This is a genomic window from Paenibacillus sp. Soil787, from assembly GCF_001429545.1.
Classification (GTDB): Bacteria; Bacillota; Bacilli; order Paenibacillales; family NBRC-103111; genus Paenibacillus_E.
The window spans coordinates 250,584-276,215 of the sequence record NZ_LMSP01000023.1 but is presented as its reverse complement, the minus strand read 5'-3'; the positions used below and the strand labels follow the sequence as shown (position 1 = coordinate 276,215).

The following is a 25,632-nucleotide window of genomic DNA, read 5'->3' as shown; positions in this document are numbered from 1 at the left end:
CAGAAAACTGGTCTCTAATGGAGCAGAATAAAACATTTAACACAACGAGAATTAAGGAAACTTATAATCGGATTTCAGGCTATAAAATTCAATACTAATATGGATCATCATGGGTGGATGCGATCAGCAGAGATTCTATGTCACATCAGCGGTCAATTTGCCTACCATTGATGAATTCGAAGTATACAATCAATAGGAGGATTGACCCCAACAAGTAAACAGCAGGGCCAAGGCTAACACCTGGACCTGCTGTTTTTTTGCGAATTTCGGTCGATGAATTATCACAAAAAAATGATATTTACTGGTATTTCACTGAAAAGCAAAGAAAACGGTATTTGTATATTTTTTTGACGATTGTATGAATGGGGTTCCATCGCTAATATAAGATCCAAGAAAAGAAAGCGCTAACAAAAAAGCGCGGCTCTTTTGTGAAAGCAGGCAGTCAGCGGATTTTACTATCCCTACTCGGTGACCTTAGCTAGGGGTGAACGGTTTTGCCCAAAAGATTGCGGGGGTGGCATATTGTGCGGATACATTTAGAAATTGCATTCTTTTGGGGAGGTGATCAATGAGTGTCTTGCCTAGCAGCACGTTAGAAATTAAATTATTTTTACGAAAGCGATCGATACGTGCCTTTGTTGAAAATGAGGTAAATAGAAATTGGGAGGAGAAATTATGACAAAATGGATAAAAGTGGCTTTATCTTTTGTGATTGTCTTTTTCAGTATCGGTTATATGCAAGGGGAAAAGGCCGAAGCTGCTATTAATTCGTTGGCCCCTACGCCGTATATGGGTTGGAATAACTATTTCGGTGGAGTTGCTTTAAATGAAACGACTATAATAAGCGTTACCGATACTATGGTCAGTTCAGGCTTAAAAGACTTAGGATATAACATCGTGTGGATAGATGGCGGGTGGTGGACTGGTCCTCGGGATGGAAGCGGCAATATAATAGCCGATCCTACAAAATGGCCAAATGGTATGGCGTATCTTGTAACATATATTCACAATGCAGGATTAAAAGCTGGAATTTATACAGATGCTGGTGCTACCGGATGCGGAAACGCAGGAGGAAGCGAGGGACATTATCAGCAAGATATGAATACCTTTGCGGCATGGGGCTTTGATGCCATCAAGGTTGACTGGTGTGGTGGAAGAAATGAGGGATTAAATCCTAAAATTGCTTATACCGCAGTAAGTGATGCGTTGCTGAATAATAGCAGTGGACGCGCTATGATTTTAAATCTTTGCAATTGGAGTTCCATGAGCTCAAATGATTCTTGGGAATATGGCCCATATACTGCAAACTCTTGGCGTACAGCCGGTGATATCGGCACTAATTCAAGTACTAATTGGGGATACATAATGACAAATTTTGACTCAAACGCAGCCCATCCAGGATCGAATGGTCCAGGCCATTGGAACGATCCAGATTATTTACTGGCTCATCAAGTCGGAATTACAGATTATGAAGCGCAGTCTCAGTTCAGTCTCTGGGCGATGATGTCATCACCATTAATTATTGGCGAGGATATAAGGGCTTTTACTACAGCTCAGATGAATATTGTGAAAAATATTGAAGTAATAGCTATCGATCAAGATCCGTTAGGTGTGGCAGCAATAAAAGTTGATGAGTCCACTCCCGGACTGCAAGTGTGGTCCAAGAAGCTGAACTCGGCGGGTCAGCGCGCAGTTGCTTTGTTTAATCGCAATAGTACAGCAGCAAATATGACCGTCAATGCTAGTATGGTCGGGTTAAATGGAATCTTTGCAATTCGTGACTTGTGGGAGCATGCGGATAAAGGGACGTTTTCCTCTTATACGGTTAACGTGCCTTCTCATGGTGTTGTTATGCTCAAGCTGACTGAGGGTACGGAAAATAACCTGACGTATTACGCAGTTAATCCAGGAGGTTCGGCTCAAGGATCGTTTAATGCAGATACAAATACAGTTGATGGTGCTCAATATTACGTAACAAATTCGATTGATACGAGTGGAATTGTGAATCCGGCTCCGATGTCAGTATATCAAAATGTTCGTTCGGCTAGTGCTACTTCAGTGCAATATTATATTCCTAATTTACAAGTTGGTAGCACTTACACAGTTAGATTGCATTTTGCAGAAAACTGGGTGAATGCAGCCGATGAGCGTAAATTTAATGTCAGTATCAATGGAGCCCGAGTGCTTACAGACTTCGATGTGTATGCTGAGGCAGGGTTTCAGAAATACAAGGCAGTAGTGAGGGAGTTTACAACGGTTGCGAATCAAGGTTTTATTTCTGTTGATTTGAGTAAGGGTTCTGTTTCTAATCCGATGATTTCCGGAATTGAAGTATTAGCTGGTGGGTCGCCACCACCATCGCCAACACCAATTCCAAAATCAACTAACTTGGCTCTAAAAGCTACTGCAAGCGCTTCAAGCCAAGTAAACAACACTTACTCGGCTTATAAAGCCATTGATGGTGATTCGGTAACGACGCGTTGGGCTATGCAAGCAGGAACCATTAGTGGGCAATGGTTGGAACTTGATTTCGGCAGTAATAAAACGTTTAATAAAACGATAATAAAGGAAGCTTTTGATCGAATTACTAGCTATAAAATTCAATATTACAATGGTTCATCTTGGGTGGATGCGATCAGCAACGGCACGACAATCGGTACAAGTAAAACAGATACGTTTGCAGCTGTGACGGCTTCGAAGATTAGGCTTTATGTTAACTCCGCATCAAATGATCCAACTATATACGAATTCGAGGTCTATAACAATCTGGCACTTGGAGCAACCGCAAGTGCGTCCAGTCAGTGGAACAGTACGGACACTGCTGCAAAAGCAAATGATGGAAGTATATCTACACACTGGAGTTCTGCTTCGGGTACAGGAGCTGGGGAATGGCTGGAGATTGATTTTGGACAACCAAAAACATTTAACCAGGTAGTAACAAGAGAGCAATCGTATCATCGAATTACCGGTTACAAGATTCAATACTTTAACGGATCGAGTTGGATAGATTTGGCGGCCGGAACTACAGTTGGATCAAATCGATTAAATTCGTTTGCAGCGGTGACAGCAAATAAAGTAAGATTCTATGTTACGTCAGCCGCCAATGTGCCTACCATTGATGAATTTGAAGTATATAATCAATAATAGGATTGACCCCAAAAAGTAAATAGCAGGCCAAGGCTAACTCCTTGACCTGCTGTTTTTGCGACGTTCGGTCGATGAATGCAGGTGCTGTTGATTGTGCCATAGTTGTGAGGCAGTGCGGAGTGTATACAAACAGCCATATCACAAAAAAATGATATTTACTTGTATTTCACTGAAAAGCAAAGAAAACGGTATTTGTATATTATTTTGTCGATTGTGCAAATGGATAGTCACCGCTAATATAAGATTCAAGAAAAGAAAGCGCTAACAAAAAATACATGAGTACGGCTTCTTTTGTGAAAGCAGGCAGTCAGCGGATTTTACCATCCCTACTTGGTGACCTCAGCTAGGGGTGAACGGTTTTGCCCAAAAGATTGCGGGGGTGGCATATTGTGCGGATACATTTAGAAATTGCATTCTTTTGGGGAGGTGGTCAATGAGTGTCTTGCCAAGCAACACGTTAGAAATTAAATTATTTTTTACGAAAGCGATCGATACGTGCCTTTGTTGAAAATGAGGTAAATAGAAATTGGGAGGAGAAATTATGACAAAATGGATAAAAATCGCCTTATCTTTTGCAATTGTCCTTTTCAGTATCGGTTACCCGCATGGGGAAAAGGCCGAGGCTGCTATTAATTCGTTGGCCCCAACGCCTTATATGGGTTGGAATGAATATTTCGGGTTAGGTGGAGCTAATCTGACTGAATCAACTATGAAGAGCGTTACCGATTTTATTGTAAGTTCCGGCTTGAAAGACTTTGGATATAACATCGTGTGGCTAGATGGAGGGTGGTGGACAGGCGCCCGGGATGGAAACGGGAATATTACAGACATTCAACCAAACTTTCCTAGTGGTATGGCGGCCCTTGCGACCTATATTCACAATGCAGGGTTGAAGGCGGGTATGTATACGGATGCTGGCGCCACCGGATGCGGTACCGCCGGAGGAAGCGGGGGACATTATCAGCAAGATATGAATACATTTGCTGCATGGGGCTATGATATCGTCAAGGTTGACTGGTGCGGCTCAAGAAATGTTGAACATTTTGATAACAAGATTGCTTATGCCGCGGTAAGGGATGCGGTGCTGAACAATAGCAGCGGTCGTCCTATGATTTTAAATCTTTGTGATTGGAGTCCCTTGGCCGAAAATGATTCTTGGGAATTTGGTCCTTATACTGCAAACTCATGGCGTACAGAGGGTGATATCGCCACTCACACTGCTACTTGGTCAGGAATAGTGAGGAATTTTGATTCAAATTCAGCTCACCCAGGCTCGAATGGTCCGGGCCATTGGAACGATCCTGATTATTTGCAGGTTCATCAGTCTGGTATAACGGATTATGAAGCGCAGTCCCAGTTCAGTCTCTGGGCGATGATGGCATCGCCATTGATCATTGGCGGCGATGTAAGGGCTTTCACCCCGGCTCAGATGGATATTGTGAAAAATACCGAAGTGATCGCAATCGATCAAGATCCATTAGGTGTGCAAGCAATTAAAGTTGATGAATCCACTCCCGGACTGCAAGTATGGTCCAAGAAGCTGAATACCGCGGGTACGCGCGCAGTTGCGTTATTTAATCGCAATAGTGCTGCAGCCAATATAACCGTAACTGCTAGTCAGGTCGGGTTAACCGGAAGCTTTGCTGTTCGTGATTTGTGGGAGCATGCGAATAAAGGAACGTTTTCCTCCTATACAGTTAACGTGCCTTCACATGGCGTTGTTATGCTTAATCTAACTGGGGGAACAGAGAATTACACGACTTATTATGCAGTTAATGCAGGTGGTTCGGCCCAGGGATCATTTATTGCCGATACCAATACAGTGGATGGCACTCAAAATTCCGTAGTAAATACGATTAGTACGACTGGGGTTACGAATCCAGCACCGGCGGCGGTATATCAAAGTGCTCGTGTGGGTAATGCAACAGTAAGTGCAAGTGGTGCAACGCAAAGTGCAATGCAATATTATATCCCTCAATTACAACCTGGCAGCATTTACACAGTTAGGCTTCATTTTGCAGAAAACTGGAATAGTAGTGCTGAAGCGCGAAAATTTGATGTGAGAATCAATGGAAACAAAGTGCTTACAGATTTCGATGTATATGCCGAGGCTGGCTTTCAGCAGTATAAAGCAGTTGTGCGGGAATTCACAACGGTTGCGAGTCAAGGCTTTGTAACTGTTGATTTTAGTGCAGGATCTGCTTCTGTCCCGATCATTTCCGGAATCGAAGTGATAGCAGGGGGGTCGCCGCCACCTCCGCCAGCTCCAACTCCTAATCCAATTAACTTGGCTATTGGAGCAGCTGCAAGTGCATCTAGCCAAGTTCTTAACACTTACGCGGCTTATAAAGCCAATGATGGCGATTCGACAACGACTCGTTGGCTTGCAAATGCAGGATCAGGAGTCGGGGAATGGCTGCAGCTCGATTTCGGCAGTAATAAAACGTTTAACACAACGAGACTTAAGGAAGGTAATAATCGGATTTCAGGCTATAAAATTCAATATTTAAATGGTTCAACTTGGACGGACTTGATCAGCAACGGCACGACAATCGGAACGGGTAAAACAGATACGTTTCCAGCTGTGACGGCTTCGAAAATTAGGCTCTATGTTACAGCTACGGTAATCAATAACGGAAGCTCTCAACCAAGTATTTGGGAGTTTGGGGTCTATAACAATTTGGCTCTCGGAGCAACCGCAAGCGCGTCCAGTCAGTGGGACAATATTCTTACAGCTTCAAAAGCAAACGATGGAAGTATGTCTACTCGCTGGAATTCTGCTTCTGGAACAAGGGCTGGGGAATGGCTGCAGATTGACTTTGGTCAACCCACAACATTTAACCAGGTAGTAACAAGAGAACAATCGTATCAACGAATTACCGGCTACAAGATTCAATATTTTAACGGATCGAGTTGGATAGATTTGGCGTCTGGAACTACAGTTGGATCAAATCGATTAAATTCGTTTACAGCGGTGACAGCAAACAAAGTAAGATTCTATGTCACGTCTGCCGCCAATGTGCCTACAATTGATGAATTTGAAGTATACAATCAATAATAGGATTGACCCCAACTAGTAAACAGCAGGGCCAAGGCTAACCCCTTGACCTGCTGTTTTTTGCGAAGTTCGGTCGAAGAATGCAGTTGCTGCTGATTGCGCCATAGTTGAGGCAGCGCGGAGTGTGCTGACATCCTGCATAAAAAAAAGCCATATCACAAAAAAATGATATTTACCGTTATCGCGCTAAAAAACAAAGAAAACGGTATTTTTATATTTTTTTGTCGATTGTATGAATGGGGTTCCACCGCTAATATAAGATTCAAGCAAAGAAAGCGTTATCAAAAAATCGGGCTCGTCCCCGATAGAGAGAAAAGAGGAGAGTCCATGGAACAATCGTTGGAACACAGCGTGGTCCAAAAGGGTACGGCAATTCGGTCAATAAAAAGGAAAAGCTTGCTCAAGCAATATGCAGCGAACAAATATTATTTTCTTATGCTGCTTCCCGTACTGGTGTATTACGCTATCTTCCATTACGGACCTATGTACGGTGTGATTATTGCCTTTCAGGATTACAAGGTTCTTAAAGGCGTATCTGGTAGCCCTTGGGTCGGATTAGAAAACTTCAGGCAACTTTTTAACGGCCTTTACTTCCCGACCGTGCTCAGAAACACATTGATCATTAACTTCTATAAAATGATTTTTGGCTTCTCGGCGCCGATTCTGCTTGCGGTCATGATCAATGAAGTAACGCGAACATGGTTTAAGAAAATGGTTCAAACAATCAGTTATCTACCGCATTTTCTATCTTGGGTAATACTATCCGGCATGGTGATCGAATTTCTTTCTCCAAGCCGCGGACCGATCAACTTGCTGCTGCAAGAATTAGGATTTAATCCGGTTTACTTCATCACGGAACCGCACTGGTTCCGTTCGATTTTGGTCAGTTCGGACTTATGGCGCAATGTCGGCTTCAATGCGATTATTTATTTGGCGGCGATAGCGGGGATCAATCCGGAAATTTACGAAGCGGCGGAAGTGGACGGCATCAGCAGGCTGCAGAAGATGTGGTATATTACACTTCCAGCAATATCTCCGGTCATCGTCATTATGTTGATTCTGAGCGCTGGCTCTATCATTAACGACGATTTCGATCAAGTGTTCAACTTGTTGAACGCCAAGGTCATGGAGGTGGGCGACGTACTTTCGACGTACACGTATTCAGAGGGGTTATTGAAAATGAATTACAGCTATGCGGCGACTGTCGGACTCTTTAAGAACTTGATCGCTTTGCTCCTCGTGTTTACGGCAAACTACTTTGCATCCAAAATAAGCGAAGATACCATATTTTAACGAGCATGGCTCAGGGGGTGAAAATGTGAAAAAAGCAAATTATTTATCGGATCGGCTTTTCCTTGGCTTCATTTATGTCGTCTTGACGCTGCTCACGATAACGACGCTGCTACCCGTCTTGCAGGTGATCACGATTTCCGTCAGCCCACAGAATGTAACAAACAGCTACGGATTTCATATTATTCCGACCGCATTCGATTTCAGCGGATACCAGAAGATGCTGCACTACCAATTGATTTGGACGGCTTATGGCAATACGATTGTCCGTACCCTTTTAGGCACATGCATCACGGTGACCTTGACTTTCCTCGGCGCGTACCCGCTATCCAAGAAAACACTGCCGAACCGCAAGTTGTGGACAGGATTTATCGTACTTACGATGTTTTTCTCGGGAGGGCTCATTCCCAGTTATTTGCTTTTAAAAAATATTGGATTGATGAATTCCATCTGGGCACTCGTGCTTCCGAGCGCAGTAAGCGCCTTTATGCTGCTGATCGTCCGTAATTTTATTAACTCACTTCCGGAAAGTCTGGAGGAGTCGGCCAAGATCGACGGAGCGAACGAATTTTACATCTTGCTCCGCATTGTGTTGCCTCTGTCGTTACCGATTATAGCCACCGTGGGCTTGTATACGGCAGTATGGCATTGGAACGCTTGGTTCGATTCGATGATATATATTCAGGATCAGAAAAAGCAGGTGCTCCAGCTCCTTCTGCGCAGAATCATCTTGGAGGGTCAGGACGCTTCGGCGGAAATAGGCATGACGTCTACATTGGTAGTGAACCCAGATACGTTAAAGATGGCTACCCTGGTCGTCGCCATAGTGCCTATCTTATGCGTGTATCCATTCCTGCAAAAATATTTCGTGAAAGGCTCGCTGATCGGTTCCATTAAAGGTTAATGTCTGATTCTTCGGATCAGGTTAACATATATAAATAATAAATTGGAGGGTTAAAAACATGAACAGAACATGGAATAAAAAGGTAAGCATAGTCATGTCGACCGCACTCGCTATCAGCGTGCTGGCCGCCTGCAGCAGCAACAAGCCTGCAGTAACAAGCTCAACAACCCCATCGGCATCGCAGACCGATGCAGCGAAACAAGCCCCGCTCGTCATGGATTGGCTCGGGTACAACTCGTATGGACAACCTGATCCTGAATCGTATGTAGTGAAGTATGTGCAGGACAAATTCAACGTAAAGTTTAATTTCTGGTACATCGACAATCAAAAATGGGACGATAATTTGAATGTCAAGCTGGCGGCAGGCGAAATGCCGGACGTGCTCAGAATCGCGAACAAGGCCAATATCGCCCGTTATGTGACACAAGGGATTTTGGCTCCGATTTCCGAGGACACGTTCCGCAAGTTTGCACCGAACTATGCCAAGTTCCTCGATACCTACTATAAGGAAGCATGGGACGGAGTCAAGTATGACGGGAAAATTTACGCCATTCCGACGACTAACCTCAACGCTTCTTACCCTACCGACGTTATTTGGCGCGAGGACTGGCTGAAGAACGTTGGGATTACGAAAGTGCCGGAGACGCTGCAAGAGTATGAAACGGCACTTTACAAGTTCCGCGACGAAGATCCAGATAAGAACGGGAAGAAAGATACGAACGGCTTGTCGGACTACGCTCTTCCGAACATTCTGGGCGCCTTCGGTTATCCAGGCATAATGAACTTTAAAGACGCAGCCAAGGGCGTCTCAGCGAAAGCGATTCCATTCACGCTTAAGGATGGCAAAGTCGTATTTGCACCTATTCAGCCGGAAATGAAAGACGCTCTTGCTTTGCTGCAAAAATGGTACAAAGACGGCATCATCAGTCCTGAGTTTGTCACTGGAGAGAATACAGGTGGCTACTGGGCGGATTCCCAGGCGTTCTACAACGGAAAGATTGGGTTAACAGGCATAAGCATGTTCTATCATTGGCGCAATGAATTGAACCCGGACAATCCGGCTGACAAGGGTGGCGGGCAATGGGTCGCATTCAAGCAAGCTCAACCGAACGGAACGATCGCATTCGGCAAGCCTGCCGTCGGACCGAAGGGGAAATCGGGCGTTGAGCAGTGGGACACTTCCAGCCCTCCGGTGGGCATTACGACGAAGGCGGCGAAAGATCCGAAGAAGCTGGAGACGCTGCTCAAAATGATCGACTTGTCCGTTACCGATAATGAATATTTCAATACGATTAGTTATGGGGCCCCAGGCGTTGATTGGAAAATGGAGAACGGTAAGTTTACCTATATGACCATCACCGATACTGCGGCCGATGCGACTAAGAAGGGCAAGGGAGTACTGGGCGCGCTGGTGCAATTTGATCCGTTCTTAAAGAAGGCGGACCCCTTTACGTATCAGTATGGCGATAAGGTGATTGACAAAACGAAAGGCTATAAACCGCTCTTTGTCCCGACGACGGATGCATTCACCAAAAATTCCGCCACACTCTCCAAATTGACGGCGGAGACGTACTTCAAAATCATTACTGGCGAAGCAAGCCTCGATTCATTCGATGATTACGTGAAGAAGTTCAAAGCGAACGGTGGAGACGAAGTGGAGAAAGCTGCAAACGACGCATACAACAAAATGATAGGCAAATAAGGATCTACGGAAGAAGATTGATTGGCAGGACCTTGCCAATCAATCTTCAATAATCTCGGGATTTGTTATATAGTGATAACAATAATACGTGATTGAGGGGGCTGCTGGAGATGAAGGCTGCACATCGGAAGGGCAATCGATTGTTTCGACGACTTCTTGTTTTCAACTTGTTGACAGTCGTCCTCATCACAATTGTTCCCCAATATATTTTTTATCATTATTTCAAGTCAATGTACGAAGAAGAAATCAACGTACTTAACATGCAGACGGTCCGTCAATTCCAAAGTGCAATCGATGAACCGATCATCAAGAGCGTAACTAATTTTCCAAACCAGTATTTGTCCGAAGTTGATAGCAATGAAACGCTCACAACTCCATTCTTTACCGATATTCGAAACGATAATTCGACGATACGCAAAGTGTCGCGTCAAATAGGCGACATCAAAAACAATTTGCCCTACATCCATTCTATCAATATTTATTATCGGCAAAGCAACATCCTGTTTATGGACAACTATGCCTGTATGCTGGAGGTATCCGATTGCGTACAAGGCTCCCGTCAAGATTGGTTCTCCAAATTCAAAGATTCCGATATCAACATCATGTGGGTACCTGCGCGATTAGAAGGGCCGTTCGATTCCAATCTCGTCGTCAGTTATGTGCGGAGCATCCCTTTTTTCGGTTCAAAAGACCAACGACAAGGAACGCTTGCTGTCAATATCAACGTGTCCTACCTGGAGAGCATGCTGCGCAAGCTGAAGACTTCCTCGGAAGGACGACTGCTCATTTTGGACGAACATGGCAGATTGATAGCAAGAAATCAGCCCGATTCGTCTAAAGCGATAGGCGAAGAACAGCCTTTTTCCCAGAAAATGCTTTCTATGGGGGCGACAGGAATATTTTCCGACAAAATCGAAGGGCAAACGAGCGTAGTGTCGTACATCCAATCCGAGTACAATAATTGGCGGTACGTTTCGATCACATCCGTGGAAAACTTTTACCAGAAATCGACTCGGCTTCGAGTCTGGATGAGTGCAGTCGGAGCGGCCTTTCTCTCGTTGAATATCATGATCTCCGTGTTTCTGACAAAACAAGCATCCAAACCGATTTCCCGGCGGATGGATAGCATGCAGTTGAGTTTGGAAAAGTACCAGCCGATCATCATGCATAGATTTATATTGAATCTGCTGAAGGGGGCTGTCCCCCAAAACGCCACATTACAGGATATCGGAGTGCCTGCCGGGATGAGGCTGGATAGCGCCTATATTTGCTGTTTTGTTCTGCATATATACGGAAAATCGCAAAGAAGAATGGACGAAGAGACCGCAGTCATAATTCGGGTCGTCGAAGCGCTCGAGGACAAGAGCGCTCTCGGGGCGATATGCGCCGTACAGGACGAAGGGTTCGAAATATCCGGCATCGTCAATATTGATCACGCTGACAATCTGCCGGATATGATCCGGCTAATGACAGCACGATTGGATGGGGTGCTGCAAGAGAGGTATGTCCTTTGCATAGGACAAGTTTACCCAGTTGGAATCACGGAAATCGGCAATTCATATGCGGAAGCGAAACTTAGCGTACCTTACGCTTTTCTGCGCTCGGAGTCGAACGTTATCCAATACGAGGACTTACATTTATCTGAGTTAAAAGACAACGGAAGCTCCGCTAAGATCATAGTCGATATTGAACCTTGTATTCGGCAGGGGAATGAAAAACGGCTGCAGCTCTTAATCGGGTACGTTCTCTCGGAGCTGCGTACGAGTGAATATACGCTCGTATATTGCCGGAACACGCTGCTCGATGTCGTGTCCGCAATTCGCAGAGCGGTAAAGAACATGGGGTACAGCTCAAGCGAGATGCTCGGCGGAGATATTCGGGAGCACTTCAAAGCAGTGGAAACGATCGACGAGTTCGAAAATTGGATTTATCTAATCATTCAAATCGTCATGGACAAAATCAATGATCGGAAAAATCATGTAAACCAGGAGTTTTCTGCTCAAATCATTAAGTTTATCGAAGACAATATATATAATCAACTTTCACTCGATATGGTCGCAGAGTATGCGAATATAAACCCGACATATCTTAGCAAAATCTTCAAAATGATCACGGGCAGCAATTTCTCCGATTATGTTACCGTGAAGAAGCTTGAACAAGCGGTGATCCTGCTACGTGAAGAAGAGCTTTCTATTCAGGAAATATCGAACAAGGTGGGCTACAACTCGACGCATCATTTCATTCGACTCTTTAAAGAAAAATACGGTCAAACACCGAAGCGATACCAGAAGTCGCTCAGAAATGAGGAGAACAGTTGAGCTCTTTTGTCGGAATACCGCAGGAGGGAAGTAAACATGGAATGTATAAAAGGATTTGTCAACTATGAAGAATTCGGTGCATTGGGAAATGGTGAGACAGACGACACGGAGGCGATTTGTGCTGCACATGCCTATGCGAATAAGCATGGTTTACCTGTTAAGACGAAACATGATGCAACTTATTATATTGGATCGAAAGCTTTGACTGCCGTGATCGAAACTGATGTAGATTGGAGTACATCCAGATTTACCATTGACGATACTGCAGTTGAGAATAATAAGATACCTTGTTTTCATGTTAAATCTGTACTTAATCCTTATGAACTGAAGATTCAGTCTTTGACCAGGGATCAGAAACAAGTGGATATTTTTTTAGAGAATGACTGTTACGTTATTGTAACCAATGTCAACGTGAAGAAGTTCATTCGTTTTGGACTGAATCAGGACAATGGGACTAATCAAACGGACTGCTTTGTCTTGAAAAAAGATGGATTTATCGCTTCACCGATTGATTGGAACTATGAGGAGATTACCAAGACAGAGGCATGGCCAATTGATAATAACATATTGAAAATCAGTGGCGGTATTTTTACAACAATAGCTAACCGCGGAGAGTCCAAATATGATTATTATAGTCGTGGGATAGATATAACTCGTTCCAATACAGTAATTGACGGGGTAATCCATTATATAGCAGGCGAAGTAGGACACGGCTCTCCATACAGAGGATTTTTAAATGTCATTCAATGTGCGTATGTGACAATTCAGAATTGCTTTGTGAGCGGACATAAGATTTACACAACCATTAATGCGGCAGGTGAGCCTGTAGAAATGGGATCCTATGATTTTCATGCTAATAGTGTAATTGATTTTAAGCTAATAAACTGTAGGATGAACAATATTTCAGACCGAACCCGCTGGGGTGTTATTGCATCCAATTTTTGTAAAAATATATGGGTAGAAAACTGTATTTTATCACGGCTTGATGCGCATATGGGTGTCTCTGGCACTTACACCATCAAAGACAGTTTTATGGGATGGAGCGGAGTCAATGCTATTGGCAGAGGACAGTTAACCCTTGATAATGTAGTATCTTACGGGAGGTCATTGGTGGAATTTAGGCATGATTACGGCAGCACGTGGGAAGGTAATATTATAATTCGGGACTCAAAGTGGATTCCATTCAGCGGATATACCAACACTCTCGAACTCTTTTACATGAAAAATAATGGCATGCATGATTTCGGATATGATTGTTACATGCCTCAGGAAGTAGAGATTTCCAACTTGCACATTGATGATTCCAACGTACCGGAAGACTATGAAGGTTTATTTTTGTTTACCGATCCTTATGAAAATAAGAACTCCGAACACTCTTTGGAGAAGAATTTTATGCCATATCCTTATATATCTTGTAAGAAATTGGTTTGTCGAAACATCACTACTGCGAGCGGGAAACAACCAAGAATATGCCGAAATCTGATGCCTTTTGCTCAGACAGAAGTGTTGAACTGGAACAATTGAATACGGTTGCAGAGGAAAAAAATATGGAGAGTAGTGATACTTTTGTTAAATCAGTTGACATTTCGGCAGCTTAAGAATGCGTTAGAGGAAACTCAACACTTGCCTCATGTCCTTTTTGCTGAAGCAAGGTCTTCGGAACGGTGGAAAAGCGTAATTGAAGATGGGAATTATTCTTCTTTTTGGGGAAAGATGAAGGAACAAGCAGCAGAAATCATTGAAAAACCAGTCAGAGCCCCGCTTTTTTCTGAATTTACCTTATTCGGCGATACGGGCAACAGAAGTATATACGAGTCGCAGTGGAATAAACTGTATGCCGGACTTCATACGTTTAGCATGTTACTCATGATGGAAGATAGACCGGAATGGAAAACAGGGCTGAACAATGCAATTTGGAACATATGCAACGAATATACCTGGGTATGGCCTGCACATGTGGGGTTATATCATAAGGATCATTCTGATGGTATCTGGGATCAGCCAGCCCTGCCTCGTGAAACCGTGGATCTATTCGCTGCGCTTTCCGCATTTGGGCTAGCGGAAACTGTCAGTCTGCATGGAGACCGTTTGCACCCGTGGGTCGTGCATCGCGTGAAGGAGGAAATAGATCGGCGTATTTTCCAAGTCTATTTCCATACCCCTATTCCGCAAAAGTGGGAGATGGATACAAACAATTGGCCTGCAGTCTGCGCATCAAGTATTGGAGCAGCAGCCATTTATTTAATAGAAGACGGGGAAAAGCTGGCGGGGATGCTATGGCGCGTGATTGGTGTGCTTCGCAATTACTTCTCGGGCTTTGATGAGCAAGGGTCTACACCAGAAGGACCCGCCTATTGGCAAGTTGGTTTCTCTTACTTTGTATATTTTGCTGAATTATTGAAAGAGCGTACGCATGGAAAAATCTTGCTTCTCACAGACGAGAAGGTCGAAAGTATTTCGCAGTTCCCGCAATTCTGCATGTTATCCGATGGGAAAGTAATCAATTTTTCGGATTCGTCTGATAAGGTTCAATTTAATATTGGACTCATTCATCGTCTTCAGGACTATGTGCCTTCGCTCCAACTGCCATCCGAAACCTACCGGCAGCACCCGGTCCTAAACAGCTGGGTGGATGCTGCAAGGAATATGCTTTGGTCACCGGAATCAACCCCATCGGATTTAGCATTAGATTTAGAAGGTGTGCAAGAACGGATTTATACCGGGAATCAGTGGTTTATATCCAAAGTCAAAAATTCGAATGGACGATTTTCAGCATTTGCAGCCAAAGGTGGGAATAACGATGAGCCTCATAACCATAACGACTTGGGCCATTTTATTTTGCATGTTGATGGCGAGAACGTGCTGGCAGATATCGGTCTCGGGGATATATATATGTACTCCAAACAATATTTTCACCCTCAATACCGATACGAGATGATAAACGCAGGCTCTCATGGCCATTCGGTTCCTATAGTAGACGGTTGCAGACAGGCCTATGGGGAACAGTATCGTGCGAATATTATAACCAGTCAGACTTCAGAGGATGAAGTTCAGTTTGTCCTGGATTTAACGAAGGCTTACAATTGCGATTCATTGGAGCTGCTTACTAGAGAGTTTATATGGAAACGTCCGAAGAACGAGAATCCACAATTAGTCATTACGGATATGGCCAGTTTTTCTAAAGTGCCTGAATCTTTTCAAGAAGTGTTCATAAGCAGTGTTCTGCCACAAGATACAGGAATTGGACGTATACGGATGAACTCTGTAACGTTGGTTTATAATCTTGATCAATGGAGGGCTGAAGTAGAGCCTATACAGAGTGCTGCGCATACGCTTTCATTTTATCGCGTAAAATTGACCTGCAGAAACCCTGGATTGGAAGTGGCTTCCGTATGTCGGTTTGAGATCGAGCATTCATGAGAAAGGTGTTACATAAGAAAATAAATGACTATTGGATAAATTCAAAAGGAAGGGACAGGGCTGCTATCAGTGGCCCTGTCCTTTTTCTTTTTTAACGAGCGGGTGAGAAATGGGCTACTTGTTTGAGGATGACTTCGATTTGTTCCAGTGTCTCGGATCCAAGCTCAATGTCAACAGCTTTCACATTCTCTTCGATCTGTTCAGGCCGAGTCGCACCGATGAGCGCAGAGCTTACTCCGGGTTGACGGAGTATCCATGCTAGAGCGAGCTGTGCGAGAGAGATATGGAGCTGCTGAGCGACCTGTTCCAGCTCATGAACAACCTGAAGCACTTGATCATTCAGGTAACTGTTAATGACACCATTTACAGAATCGTTTGAGGCACGACTCTCAGTCGGAATCGGCTGTCCCAGTTTGTATTTACCAGTTAAAATGCCTTGAGCAAGCGGTGAGAACACAACTTGACCTAATCCTTTTTGCGTCGACACAGGCAGTACTTCTCGCTCGATATAGCGTTCGAACATATTGTAAATCGGCTGATTAGAGATCAGCGGTCTTAGGCGCAAACGTTCGGCAATGCCTACAGCTTCGGTAATTTGGGCACCGCTCCACTCACTGACAGCAGCGTACATAATTTTGCCTTGGGCAGCTAAGTCGTCCAAAGCGCGAAGCGTCTCTTCCAGCGGTGTATGGATGTCAAAGCGATGGCAGAAGTACAAATCGATGTAGTCGACACCTAATCTCTTTAAGCTCGCTTCACACTGCTCGAAGATGTGTTTACGGGATAAACCTCGATCATTCGGACCATCCCCCATCGGGAAGTAGACTTTGGACGAGAGCACGTAGCTTGACCTCTCATAAGGCTTCAGCGCAGCTCCCATCGCTTTCTCGCCTTCACCACGATTGTATGCATTAGCCGTATCGAAGAAATTAATGCCACTTTCAAAAGCTTTCGCGATACAAGCATCTGCTGCCTTTTGTTCGGCGGCTGTTCCGTAAGTAAGCCAGCTCCCCAAGCTAATTTCACTTACTTTTAACCCACTTCGACCCACGTTTCTATACTTCATGATTTGTTTACCATCCTCTCATTATGCTGCTTTGAAGTCATTATAAGTGTGGAGGGGATAGCTTGACAATGACGCACTATTTGTTGACTTAGTTACTTTAACTTAAGTAACCGCCGTTTGCCGATAGGAAGGGAGGGCACAGAAAACAAAAAATGAGAAGGCAAGGTTTATTCCTGCCTTCTTATTTTTTGTTTCTGTTGATTGGAACATCGACTTAATAGGAGAGTTGACGATAAGCAGTGGGAGACATATTCGTCCACCGTTTGAATTGTTTGCTGAACTGGGATAAGTCTCTATAACCGAGCTGTTCGGAAATTTGCTCGATGGAGAGCGCAGGATTCATTAACAGAAGCTTTGCTTTACGGAGTTTGATCATGCTGACGTACTGCCGAGGTGAAATGCCGTAAGCTTTGTGAAATACACGATTACAGTGTGTGGAGCTGTATCCCAGTTGTTCAGCAAGCTGCTCGATCCGCAGTGGTACCTTATCATCTGTGCCGTCCTCCGCATTGGATACGAGCGCCCATTCACGTTCAATTTGGGCCGCAATTTGCTCAGCCAGCTCTGTGGTCGGGCTTTGAGCAGAGTGCTGCTGTTTTACTTGAAGAAGCAGCTCGCTCAAAACCGCGAACAAACGGAATGAAGCTTGCAAGGTCAGCAGCTTCTGATGCGTGCCTTCACTTTCTTTGGTCGCTTGTGCAACATCCTTAATGATGGGGCGAAGCGCTTGTTCAAGCGGACTGCCGACCGGATATCGTACATCGGTCAACTGGTTCAGCTGTTGGCGCAACCAAGAGTCATCCACTTCGAAATGGATGCAGATATATTCCATCGTCGTTCCGTCCAGAACTCCTAAGCTGCTATGTCGCTGGTTCGGGGTCAGCCATAACAATTCGCCTTCGGTCTGTGTGTAATTTCTACCTTCCACACGCATATGCTGACTGCCTTCGAGTACGACATTGATTTCATATTGGCTATGCTTGTGCTCAGGAAAAGACCAATTGGCATTCACTTTACGGCGATGTGCAGCAAAGACACGAAACGAAATTTGCAGATCCGGCAGCATACTCCCGCTTACACTATGTTCAAGCCCAGAGGGCAAAGATGAAATAGAATGATCCAGCAAAGGAAACCCTCCTCCGTAATAACCTAATGATTGCTCACTATTGTACCACAAACTGACTTCAACTGATGTGTCTTTTGTACAAATGAAAGCAAGTTTTGCCCATGGGATAAAGGTTCATCTGACCGTATGATTAGGGTATATGAATGCCGAAGGGAGCAGTTATTTATGCCGAAAAATCAATTTTTTAATGCCCATCATTCTCCGATTGGAGCGTTTGCGAGTTTCACACTTGGGTTCCCAGGCAAAAAAGGAGGCTTCGACCTGGAACAAGGTCGTCCGCCTGAGCAAAACATTTATATAGGCTTGGAATCCAATCAAGGCGGTACTTACGAGGCTCTGCCTTTTTTTGAAAATAAAGCCGACGCTGAGGCAGAAAGCCAACGCTATGACATTGAGAACCCCGATCCGAATCCGAATAAACCCCAAATTGTGTTTCCATTCGCGGAAAGTGCGATTTCCAGACAGTTTGAAGTCGGAACGGATACATGGTCAGCAGGTGATCTAACTTTTCGACTGTTCTCTCAAGCACAGCCTGTACCGGATCCTGCTGCAGCTACGGATGAAGAGCTGCGTCTTGCCTTAGTGCCGGCTGTACTGGCTGAAATTACTGTGGATAATACGAAAGGAACCTCCTCAAGAAGAGTATTCTTCGGCTATCAAGGCTCAGATCCTTACAGTTCGATGCGTAGGTTGGACGATACGATGGATCAGGTGGCTGGCGTTGGGCAAGGTCGGATTACCGCAATCGTTTCGAAGGATCCTGATGTGCGCTCGGCACTGCATTTTAGTATCGAGGATATTTTGACTGTGGATCCCATCGAAAATTTGACTTTCGGTCTGGGGGCCGTAGGTGCACTTTTTGCCGACACAGCTGTTGGCGAGAAACGGACTTATCGCTTCGCGATATGTTTCCACCGTTCTGGCATTGTGACAGCCGGTCATGATGCTTCGTATACATATGCTCGTTTATTTAAAAACATTGAAGCGGTAGGACGTTATGCATTAGATCACTTCGATGAGCTAGCTGCACGAGCGGATCAAAGTAATGATCGCATCGCGGCATCCAAACTTTCAAACGACCAGAAGTTCATGCTATCGCATGCGATTCGCAGCTATTATGGCAGCACGCAGCTGCTGGATATGGACGATGAGCCGTTCTGGGTCGTGAACGAAGGGGAATACCGCATGATGAACACCTTTGATCTCACCGTTGACCAATTGTTCTATGAACTTGAATTGAATCCGTGGACTGTAAAAAATGAACTGGATATGTTCGTTAAACGCTACAGCTATGAAGATAGCGTAAGATTCCCTGGAGATTCTACAGAATATCCGGGTGGTCTTAGTTTTACCCATGATATGGGTGTTGCCAATACCCTCTCAAGACCCAATTATTCTTCGTATGAGCTGTACGGACTGCACGGCTGTTTCTCACATATGACCCATGAACAGCTTGTGAATTGGGTTTTATGCGCAGCTACTTATGTAGAACAGACCGGTGACCAACAATGGTTGGAGCAAAATATAGCTATTCTCGAACAATGCCTGCAAAGCATGTTGAATAGGGATAACCCTGATCCTAGTCTGCGTAACGGTATCATGGCGCTGGATAGTACGCGTACGATGGGGGGAGCGGAGATCACCACGTATGACAGCTTGGACGTATCCTTGGGGCAAGCACGTAACAATATTTATTTGGCTGGTAAGTGCTGGGCGTCTTACATGGCTATGGAACGCATTTTCAACCGTAATGGCCGTGAAGATATCGCGCAAATTGCCGGAGACCAAGCGCTGAAGTGTGCAACCACGCTAGTTGATTATGTGACCGTAGATGGGTACATTCCGGCGGTTGTTGGTGAAGGTAATGATTCTCGCATCATCCCGGCTATTGAAGGTCTTGTCTTCCCTTACTTTACCGGCTGCAAAGAAGCACTCGATGAAAATGGCCGCTATGGCTTTTACATTCAAGCGCTGAAGAAGCATCTCACAACGGTGCTCGTAGCTGATGTGTGCTTGTTCCCTGATGGCGGTTGGAAACTTTCATCCACAAGCAACAACTCATGGCTGAGTAAAATATATTTGTGTCAGTTTGTAGCACGGCAAATTCTGGGGCTTCCCTGGGAAGCGCAAGGAGCTGCAGCTGATGCTGCGCATGTCACCTGGCTCACGCATCCACAATTGTCGTTTTGGAGCTGGAGTGATCAAATCATTTCCGGGGAAATTCAAGGAAGTAAATATTACCCGCGCGGTGTAACTAGTATCCTCTGGCTGCTAGAGGATAATTATCAGGCTGTCTAGTCTATAAGAACAAGACTCTCCATTTGGATCCAAAACATTAAAAACAAAAAACGAGCCAAACGTTTGTAGTATCAAACGTTCGGCTCGCTCATTTTTATAAGAGCTTATTCTTCATTTGTAGGTTCATTTCGATAATCGTCTTCACCCGGATAATCCCGCTTAATGCCTTCATGCAGCTCGCGATTCTCGTAAGAGAATTGGTTAGGCGGACGTTGATCCTTACGCCATGGTGAGCTTTTTCCCAGCGATTCTGTATTTAAGCTAGTACCATAAGGACCTTCTGGGAACTCCTCTGGAATTAAGTCATTGCGTTGCGACTCAACCGTCTCGAGATCCGTGAAGTCATCGCGGTACTCAGGGATGAAGCCTTTTGCTTCTGATTTCTTAGCTAGTTGGGGAGATTCGTCAATCATGGATAAAGCCTCCTTATCAGGTTGCTATGCTTTTTCCAGTGTCCCCCGCAGACAGCTTAAATATCCGTGAAATGAATGGAACCAATAATTTGCGACAAGAATTCATTAAGTTCTTGCGCTTGTTCCTCGTTCAGTTTATACACATGTTCCAAGTATCCTTCTTCATCCAGATCATCTGGACCAATAACAGCGCTGCGCCCGGATTGCAAATCAATAACAAGCTTTTTGCCGAAATAGCGGGATGTAGTCATAATTGCCAGATCAAATCGGTGCAATGCGTTGCCAACGAAACATACGAAACGCGTTGTTGTTTCTTCCTGATGGTCGTATAAAAAGTCATAATCAGACATGAGGGCCCTCCATTCTCTTTCTAGTATGCAACTCATTATAACCGAAAAATACTCGTCAACAAAACATATCTTGCGCCCATCTGACAAACATGGTATGATTTGGATATTAGAAAAAGGGAAGCACCTTTTCAGCTAACTGCTGAAGGGGTGCTTTTTCGTTTTTCTGAACCTATTTTTAGCTACCGTTTGGAGGAGAAGGTATGAACATTGTATTTCTGAACACATTGGAGAAAGAAGCGGGGGATCATCGCGTTACATCGGCCCAAGTGTCGATTGGGGAAGAACAAGGCATTTGGAATGTCTTTTGGAATGAGCCTGATAACGCTGGCAAAGTTCAGCAGGATCAGTGGTATCAAGGGGTGAGCTGGGATGAGATGCTGAGTGCTTTCCGTCAGGGGCTGCGGGATAAAGTTCGTTCCGGCTACCGTCCGCTTGTTAGTACGGATTTGGAATCAGCGCAAGGACTGTCAGGTAAAGCTAGAATGACACAGATGCTGACTTACTACTGCGAAGAAAATCCAAGTGAGGAAGTGTACGAAACGCTCCGTGCTTGGAGGCGCGAACAAGCTGCCCGCGAAGGGAAAGCACCGTATATTCTCGCAACGAACCGTGTTCTTCGCATGATCTCTGTCTTCCTGCCTCAGAGCAAGGAAGAGCTGCAGCAAATTCCTGGCTTCGGCGAGCAGAAGACGACTATGTACGCGGCAGATGTGCTCAAACTCACCGCTGAGTATACACGTTCGAATGGCTTTCCTTTGGATTGGGTGGCAAAAAGCGTAGATACCGTGAAGTTTGAGGCTTGGCTCCACGCTCAGAAGGAGCAGAAGCTGCGTATTGAGCTTGATCGTGAGGTTAGCAAGCGCAAGCTTCTTGAGGTTGTTGCTGGCAGTGGGAGCTTGGGGGATTTGCAAGCCGTGCTAACGATGCCGCGAAGGGAACTGCTGCTTTGGGTGGAGGATTTGGATCGTGAGGGATACGATATGGATCCGCTTGTAGAAGCGGAGCTTGCTTCGATCCCGGAAGAAGAACAAATCAAAGCCTGGAACGCCTTCGAAACGGAAGGTGATCGCTACCTGAAGCCTGTGCTGCAGCGGATCATCGGCACGGAGGAGCTCAAAGGCAAAGAACTCGACCGCGCCTATGAGTGGCTGCGCTTGCTTCGTTTGCGCTTCCGCAGGGAGAAGGAAAGGTTTGCTTCTCAAGCTGCGAGCTAAACTGGTGTTGACATTGATAAGGATTGTATGATTAAATGATCAATAATCTAAATATCAATGAAAGCGATGACGAACATGGGCGATGCCCGAAGTAGGAGAAATGCCGCTGCTGCAGAGAGTCGGTGTAGGGTGCAAACCGATGCAAGTATGGCTCCGAATTACAGTTCCGAGTTGGTTAAGGGAACATGCTCGTTAGGGCATCAGTAGCTTTTACCCGGCATTCATTTGTCGTTATGAAACTAAGTGAAAGAGAAATTTGCGAATGAGAGCGCGAATCCTTCTCTTTAATTAGGGTGGTACCGCGAGACAACCTTCTCGTCCCTTTGTGGACGTGCAGGTTGTCTTTTTTGTTTTATCACAATGAGGAGGGATTAAACAATGTTGACATGGGATCAGCTTACTGAAATACAGCAGGAGGAAGTGGAACGCCAATTGCTTGTCATTAGGCGGGGCACAGCCGAAATCGTGCCTGAGGAAGCACTCAAGCACAAGATCATGCACGCTGTGGCTACGGGAAAGCCGTTAAAAGTGAAGCTCGGCTTAGATCCATCTGCGCCCGATATTCACATTGGTCACACCGTTGTTTTGCAGAAGCTGCGCCAATTTCAAGATCTGGGACATGAGGTTCAACTCATTATTGGAGATTTCACAGGGCGCATCGGGGATCCAACCGGAAAGTCAGAGACACGCAAACAGCTGTCAGAGGATGATGTTAAGCACAATGCGCAAACGTATCAGACGCAACTATCCAAAATATTAGATTTAACCAAAACCACTTTCTACTACAATTCATCCTGGCTTGGAGCGCTTAAATTCGACGATGTACTGAAGCTAGCAGGTAAAGTGACGGTTGCGCGCATGCTGGAGCGGGACGATTTTGCCAAAAGATACGCGGCTAATCAACCGATTCACGTTCATGAGTTTTTCTACCCTTTGATGCAGGGCTATGACTCAGTTTCTCTAGAAAGTGACATTGAGTTAGGCGGAACTGACCAAACCTTCAACATTTTGATGGGCCGAACGCTCCAAGGTGCTTATGAGATGAAAGATGGACAGGTGGCGATTCTGATGCCGCTGCTCGAAGGCCTGGACGGTGTTCAAAAAATGAGCAAAAGCTTGCGAAATTACATTGGCATCGATGAGCTTCCTAACGAAATTTTCGGCAAAACGATGTCGATTCAAGATTCACTCATGACCAAATACTACGAATTAACAACGACCATCTCGAATGATTCTCTGGATGATCTCAGACGAGGGCTAGATATAGGTTCCATCCATCCGAGGGATGCCAAAATGAAACTGGCGAAGGAATATGTGCAAATGTATCATGGTGCGCAGGCGGCGGAAGAGGCAGAGCAGCATTTCATCACCGTGTTCCAAAAACGAGCTTTGCCCGAAGACATCGAAGAAATGACTCTAAACATTAGCCAACTGGAAGAAGGTCAAATCTCTATCATTAAGCTTCTCGTTTTACTAGAACTGCAAGCTTCCAACGGGGAAGCAAGACGCAGTGTGGAACAAGGGGCAGTGAAGATCAATGAACAGAAGATCATCCAAATTCATGAACAAATAACCCCGCGGAATGGGGATATTATTCAGGTGGGGAAACGGAAGTTTGTTAAGATGAAGCTGATTTAAATAAAACAAAAAGGGCTCATTGATAGCAGTATTCTGCTCCAAGAAGCCCTCATTCTTTCCACTTTAAAAAGGTATCTACAGCCATTCTTTCTTGCGAAATAAGACATACATGCCTATGCCCAATGCAGCCATGAACGCCAACACAATTTCATCGCCATGAGGCACACGAAGCCCAAGAATGTTATCAAAATTCATTCCGAACACGCCGGTAATGAACGTCAAAGGCATGAAGATCGTCGAAGTTGCTGTGAAAACGCGCATGATCTCATTCGCTCGGTTAGCGACGCTAGACTGATAGGCTTCTCGTAAGTTACCCATGAGATCGCGCAGCGTATCAAACGTATCCACGATCTTGACGGCATTTTCATAAATGTCTCCGAAATATTTTTGCAGCTGATGGTCAATCAGTCTAAGCTCTTTTTTGCCAAGTGTTCCAATGACATCTCGCTGAGGAACAAGCACTTTTTTGAGCCATAGAATCTCTGAACGAAGCCCGATAATTTCATTCAAATGCGACTTCTTTGTTGCCATCAGGATATCTTCTTCCAGCTTTTCAATCTTGGCCTCGATACGGTCACCGACCGCCACATAATTATCGACGACAAGATCGACCAGATGGTAGAGGAAACGATCGGCGCTGTTTACTTCCTCTTCCCAGAGGAAAGGTTTCAAAGCGCGAAGTTCGTTGATTTTTTGTCTAGTAACCGTAATAATGACATGTTTGCTTAGAAATAGATTAAGTGCGCGAAGGAAAATTTCTTCATCATCGAATCGAATACTATTAATAACGATAAAATAATGGGAATCGTAGAACTCAATTTTGGGACGTTGTTCCTCTTCGCTTAAGCAATCTTCCACGGCCAAATCATGAAGATGGAACAAAGGTTGAAGGATCTCTAAGTCCTCTACCCCTGCATCAATCCAATAAAAGCCTCTTTCTGGAGGTGTAAGGGCGACAGTCACGTCATCAACCAACGTAAAAATGCCATTTTGAACCCACCGTGTTTTCATCTGATCCACCCCTTTGAATGGAATCAGTCGGTTAGTTCATCATTTAGAGCAAGGCTCCGGATGAAGGAATAACCGACTGCATTCCTACACTATTAAATTGTTTAAGATCCTTGCAGGTTCTACTCCTCGGTTCTCCGTCCAAACGTATGCCCTCCTTTTTCGTCCGTGTCGAATACTTGTCTAGTATAACCCTTCATATATTACGTTTCAAGCCATAAAAGTTTGCAGAAACTGGGTAAAGTGTTGTTTATATAAAGTATGGAAATAACACGGAGTCGGTGTCAAAAAAATAGCCGCCATGACTAAATGGCGGCTTTCAAAATTTTGTTTTTAATTTCATTGTAAATCTCAATTAATTCAGGATCACCGCGTTGCAGTAATTCTTCTTCATTGTTAGCACCGTAGATACGGCATAACAGGGCTGCAGCTTCGTCCGCTTGTTGAATGGTTGGTTTTGTAGTTTCAATCAGGGAGAAAAAGCGATTCAATGAAGCAAAAGCGGAGAAGCTGTCGATCGTTTGGGCTGACATAGGTGACCTCTTTTCATGGAATATGATCTATCAATAGAATGTTGTTTATATATATGATTGTTCACTATCATATAACCCGTTTTTGAGGCAGTTTAAACATCTTTTCTTGATACACTTTGTATCAATTTTATCATAAGGAGACAATCC

At 44.7% G+C, this 25,632-nt stretch carries 17 protein-coding genes and 1 other annotated feature; of the genes, 11 read left to right on the top strand and 6 right to left on the bottom strand.

Annotated features, from left to right (window positions below):
* Positions 1 to 675: 675 nt before the first annotated feature.
* From ASG93_RS20745 to ASG93_RS20710, 8 genes are all read left to right on the top strand, one after another.
* Entirely contained in the window at positions 676 to 3,144 is a 2,469-nt protein-coding gene (locus ASG93_RS20745; protein ID WP_056834783.1) for a discoidin domain-containing protein, read from the top strand.
* Positions 3,145 to 3,688: 544 nt separating this feature from the next.
* A complete protein-coding gene (locus tag ASG93_RS20740; protein WP_056834781.1) occupies positions 3,689 to 6,205 on the top strand; it encodes a discoidin domain-containing protein in 2,517 nt (838 codons plus the stop codon).
* Positions 6,206 to 6,532: 327 nt separating this feature from the next.
* Entirely contained in the window at positions 6,533 to 7,498 is a 966-nt protein-coding gene (locus ASG93_RS20735) for an ABC transporter permease (RefSeq protein ID WP_056834779.1), read from the top strand.
* 25 nt (positions 7,499 to 7,523) lie between these two features.
* A complete protein-coding gene (locus tag ASG93_RS20730; protein WP_056834777.1) occupies positions 7,524 to 8,399 on the top strand; it encodes a carbohydrate ABC transporter permease in 876 nt (291 codons plus the stop codon).
* Positions 8,400 to 8,457: 58 nt separating this feature from the next.
* Positions 8,458 to 10,101, top strand: coding sequence for a hypothetical protein (locus ASG93_RS20725; protein ID WP_056834775.1), 1,644 nt, complete (start codon positions 8,458 to 8,460; stop codon positions 10,099 to 10,101).
* 110 nt (positions 10,102 to 10,211) lie between these two features.
* Positions 10,212 to 12,419 (top strand): helix-turn-helix domain-containing protein, encoded by a 2,208-nt coding sequence (locus ASG93_RS20720; RefSeq protein WP_056834772.1) that lies wholly within the window; start codon positions 10,212 to 10,214, stop codon positions 12,417 to 12,419.
* A 36-nt stretch (positions 12,420 to 12,455) separates the two neighbouring features.
* Positions 12,456 to 13,943, top strand: coding sequence for a hypothetical protein (locus tag ASG93_RS20715; RefSeq protein ID WP_056834770.1), 1,488 nt, complete (start codon positions 12,456 to 12,458; stop codon positions 13,941 to 13,943).
* Positions 13,944 to 13,985: 42 nt separating this feature from the next.
* Positions 13,986 to 15,839 carry a heparinase II/III family protein gene (locus ASG93_RS20710; RefSeq protein WP_056834768.1) on the top strand — a complete coding sequence of 618 codons (1,854 nt, stop codon included), beginning with the start codon at positions 13,986 to 13,988 and terminating at the stop codon, positions 15,837 to 15,839.
* A 91-nt stretch (positions 15,840 to 15,930) separates the two neighbouring features.
* Here the strand turns inward: ASG93_RS20710 and ASG93_RS20705 are convergent, their stop codons facing one another.
* Both ASG93_RS20705 and ASG93_RS20700 read right to left on the bottom strand, forming a co-directional pair.
* Positions 15,931 to 16,905, bottom strand: a complete 975-nt coding sequence (locus tag ASG93_RS20705; RefSeq protein ID WP_056834766.1) for an aldo/keto reductase family protein — start codon at positions 16,903 to 16,905, stop codon at positions 15,931 to 15,933.
* A gap of 214 nt (positions 16,906 to 17,119) precedes the next feature.
* Entirely contained in the window at positions 17,120 to 18,031 is a 912-nt protein-coding gene (locus tag ASG93_RS20700) for a helix-turn-helix transcriptional regulator (RefSeq protein WP_056834764.1), read from the bottom strand.
* A gap of 165 nt (positions 18,032 to 18,196) precedes the next feature.
* Between ASG93_RS20700 and ASG93_RS20695 the strand changes: the two genes are divergently transcribed.
* On the top strand, positions 18,197 to 20,329 hold the full coding sequence (locus ASG93_RS20695; protein WP_056834762.1) for a glycoside hydrolase family 52 protein: 2,133 nt from the start codon (positions 18,197 to 18,199) through the stop codon (positions 20,327 to 20,329).
* Between the two features lie 104 nt (positions 20,330 to 20,433).
* On the opposite strand, the gene ASG93_RS20690 is transcribed toward ASG93_RS20695, so the two are convergent.
* On the bottom strand, positions 20,434 to 20,742 hold the full coding sequence (locus ASG93_RS20690; RefSeq protein ID WP_235550919.1) for a hypothetical protein: 309 nt from the start codon (positions 20,740 to 20,742) through the stop codon (positions 20,434 to 20,436).
* A 56-nt stretch (positions 20,743 to 20,798) separates the two neighbouring features.
* The gene (locus ASG93_RS20685; protein WP_056834760.1) at positions 20,799 to 21,092 is read right to left on the bottom strand and encodes a DUF3055 domain-containing protein; all 294 of its coding nucleotides are present in this window, start codon (positions 21,090 to 21,092) and stop codon (positions 20,799 to 20,801) included.
* Positions 21,093 to 21,292: 200 nt separating this feature from the next.
* On the opposite strand from ASG93_RS20685, the gene ASG93_RS20680 reads away from it, so the two are divergent.
* Together ASG93_RS20680 and tyrS are read left to right on the top strand one after the other, a co-directional pair.
* Positions 21,293 to 22,306, top strand: a complete 1,014-nt coding sequence (locus tag ASG93_RS20680; protein WP_056834758.1) for an HRDC domain-containing protein — start codon at positions 21,293 to 21,295, stop codon at positions 22,304 to 22,306.
* A 57-nt stretch (positions 22,307 to 22,363) separates the two neighbouring features.
* Positions 22,364 to 22,632: a binding site (T-box leader), on the top strand.
* A 55-nt stretch (positions 22,633 to 22,687) separates the two neighbouring features.
* Entirely contained in the window at positions 22,688 to 23,944 is a 1,257-nt protein-coding gene (gene tyrS, locus ASG93_RS20675) for a tyrosine--tRNA ligase (protein WP_056835148.1), read from the top strand.
* A gap of 75 nt (positions 23,945 to 24,019) precedes the next feature.
* On the opposite strand, the gene corA is transcribed toward tyrS, so the two are convergent.
* Both corA and ASG93_RS20665 read right to left on the bottom strand, forming a co-directional pair.
* Complete coding sequence (gene corA / locus ASG93_RS20670) at positions 24,020 to 24,955, bottom strand: magnesium/cobalt transporter CorA (RefSeq protein ID WP_047677367.1); 936 nt, start codon at positions 24,953 to 24,955, stop codon at positions 24,020 to 24,022.
* A 302-nt stretch (positions 24,956 to 25,257) separates the two neighbouring features.
* Positions 25,258 to 25,485, bottom strand: coding sequence for a hypothetical protein (locus tag ASG93_RS20665; RefSeq protein WP_056834756.1), 228 nt, complete (start codon positions 25,483 to 25,485; stop codon positions 25,258 to 25,260).
* Positions 25,486 to 25,632: the final 147 nt, after the last annotated feature.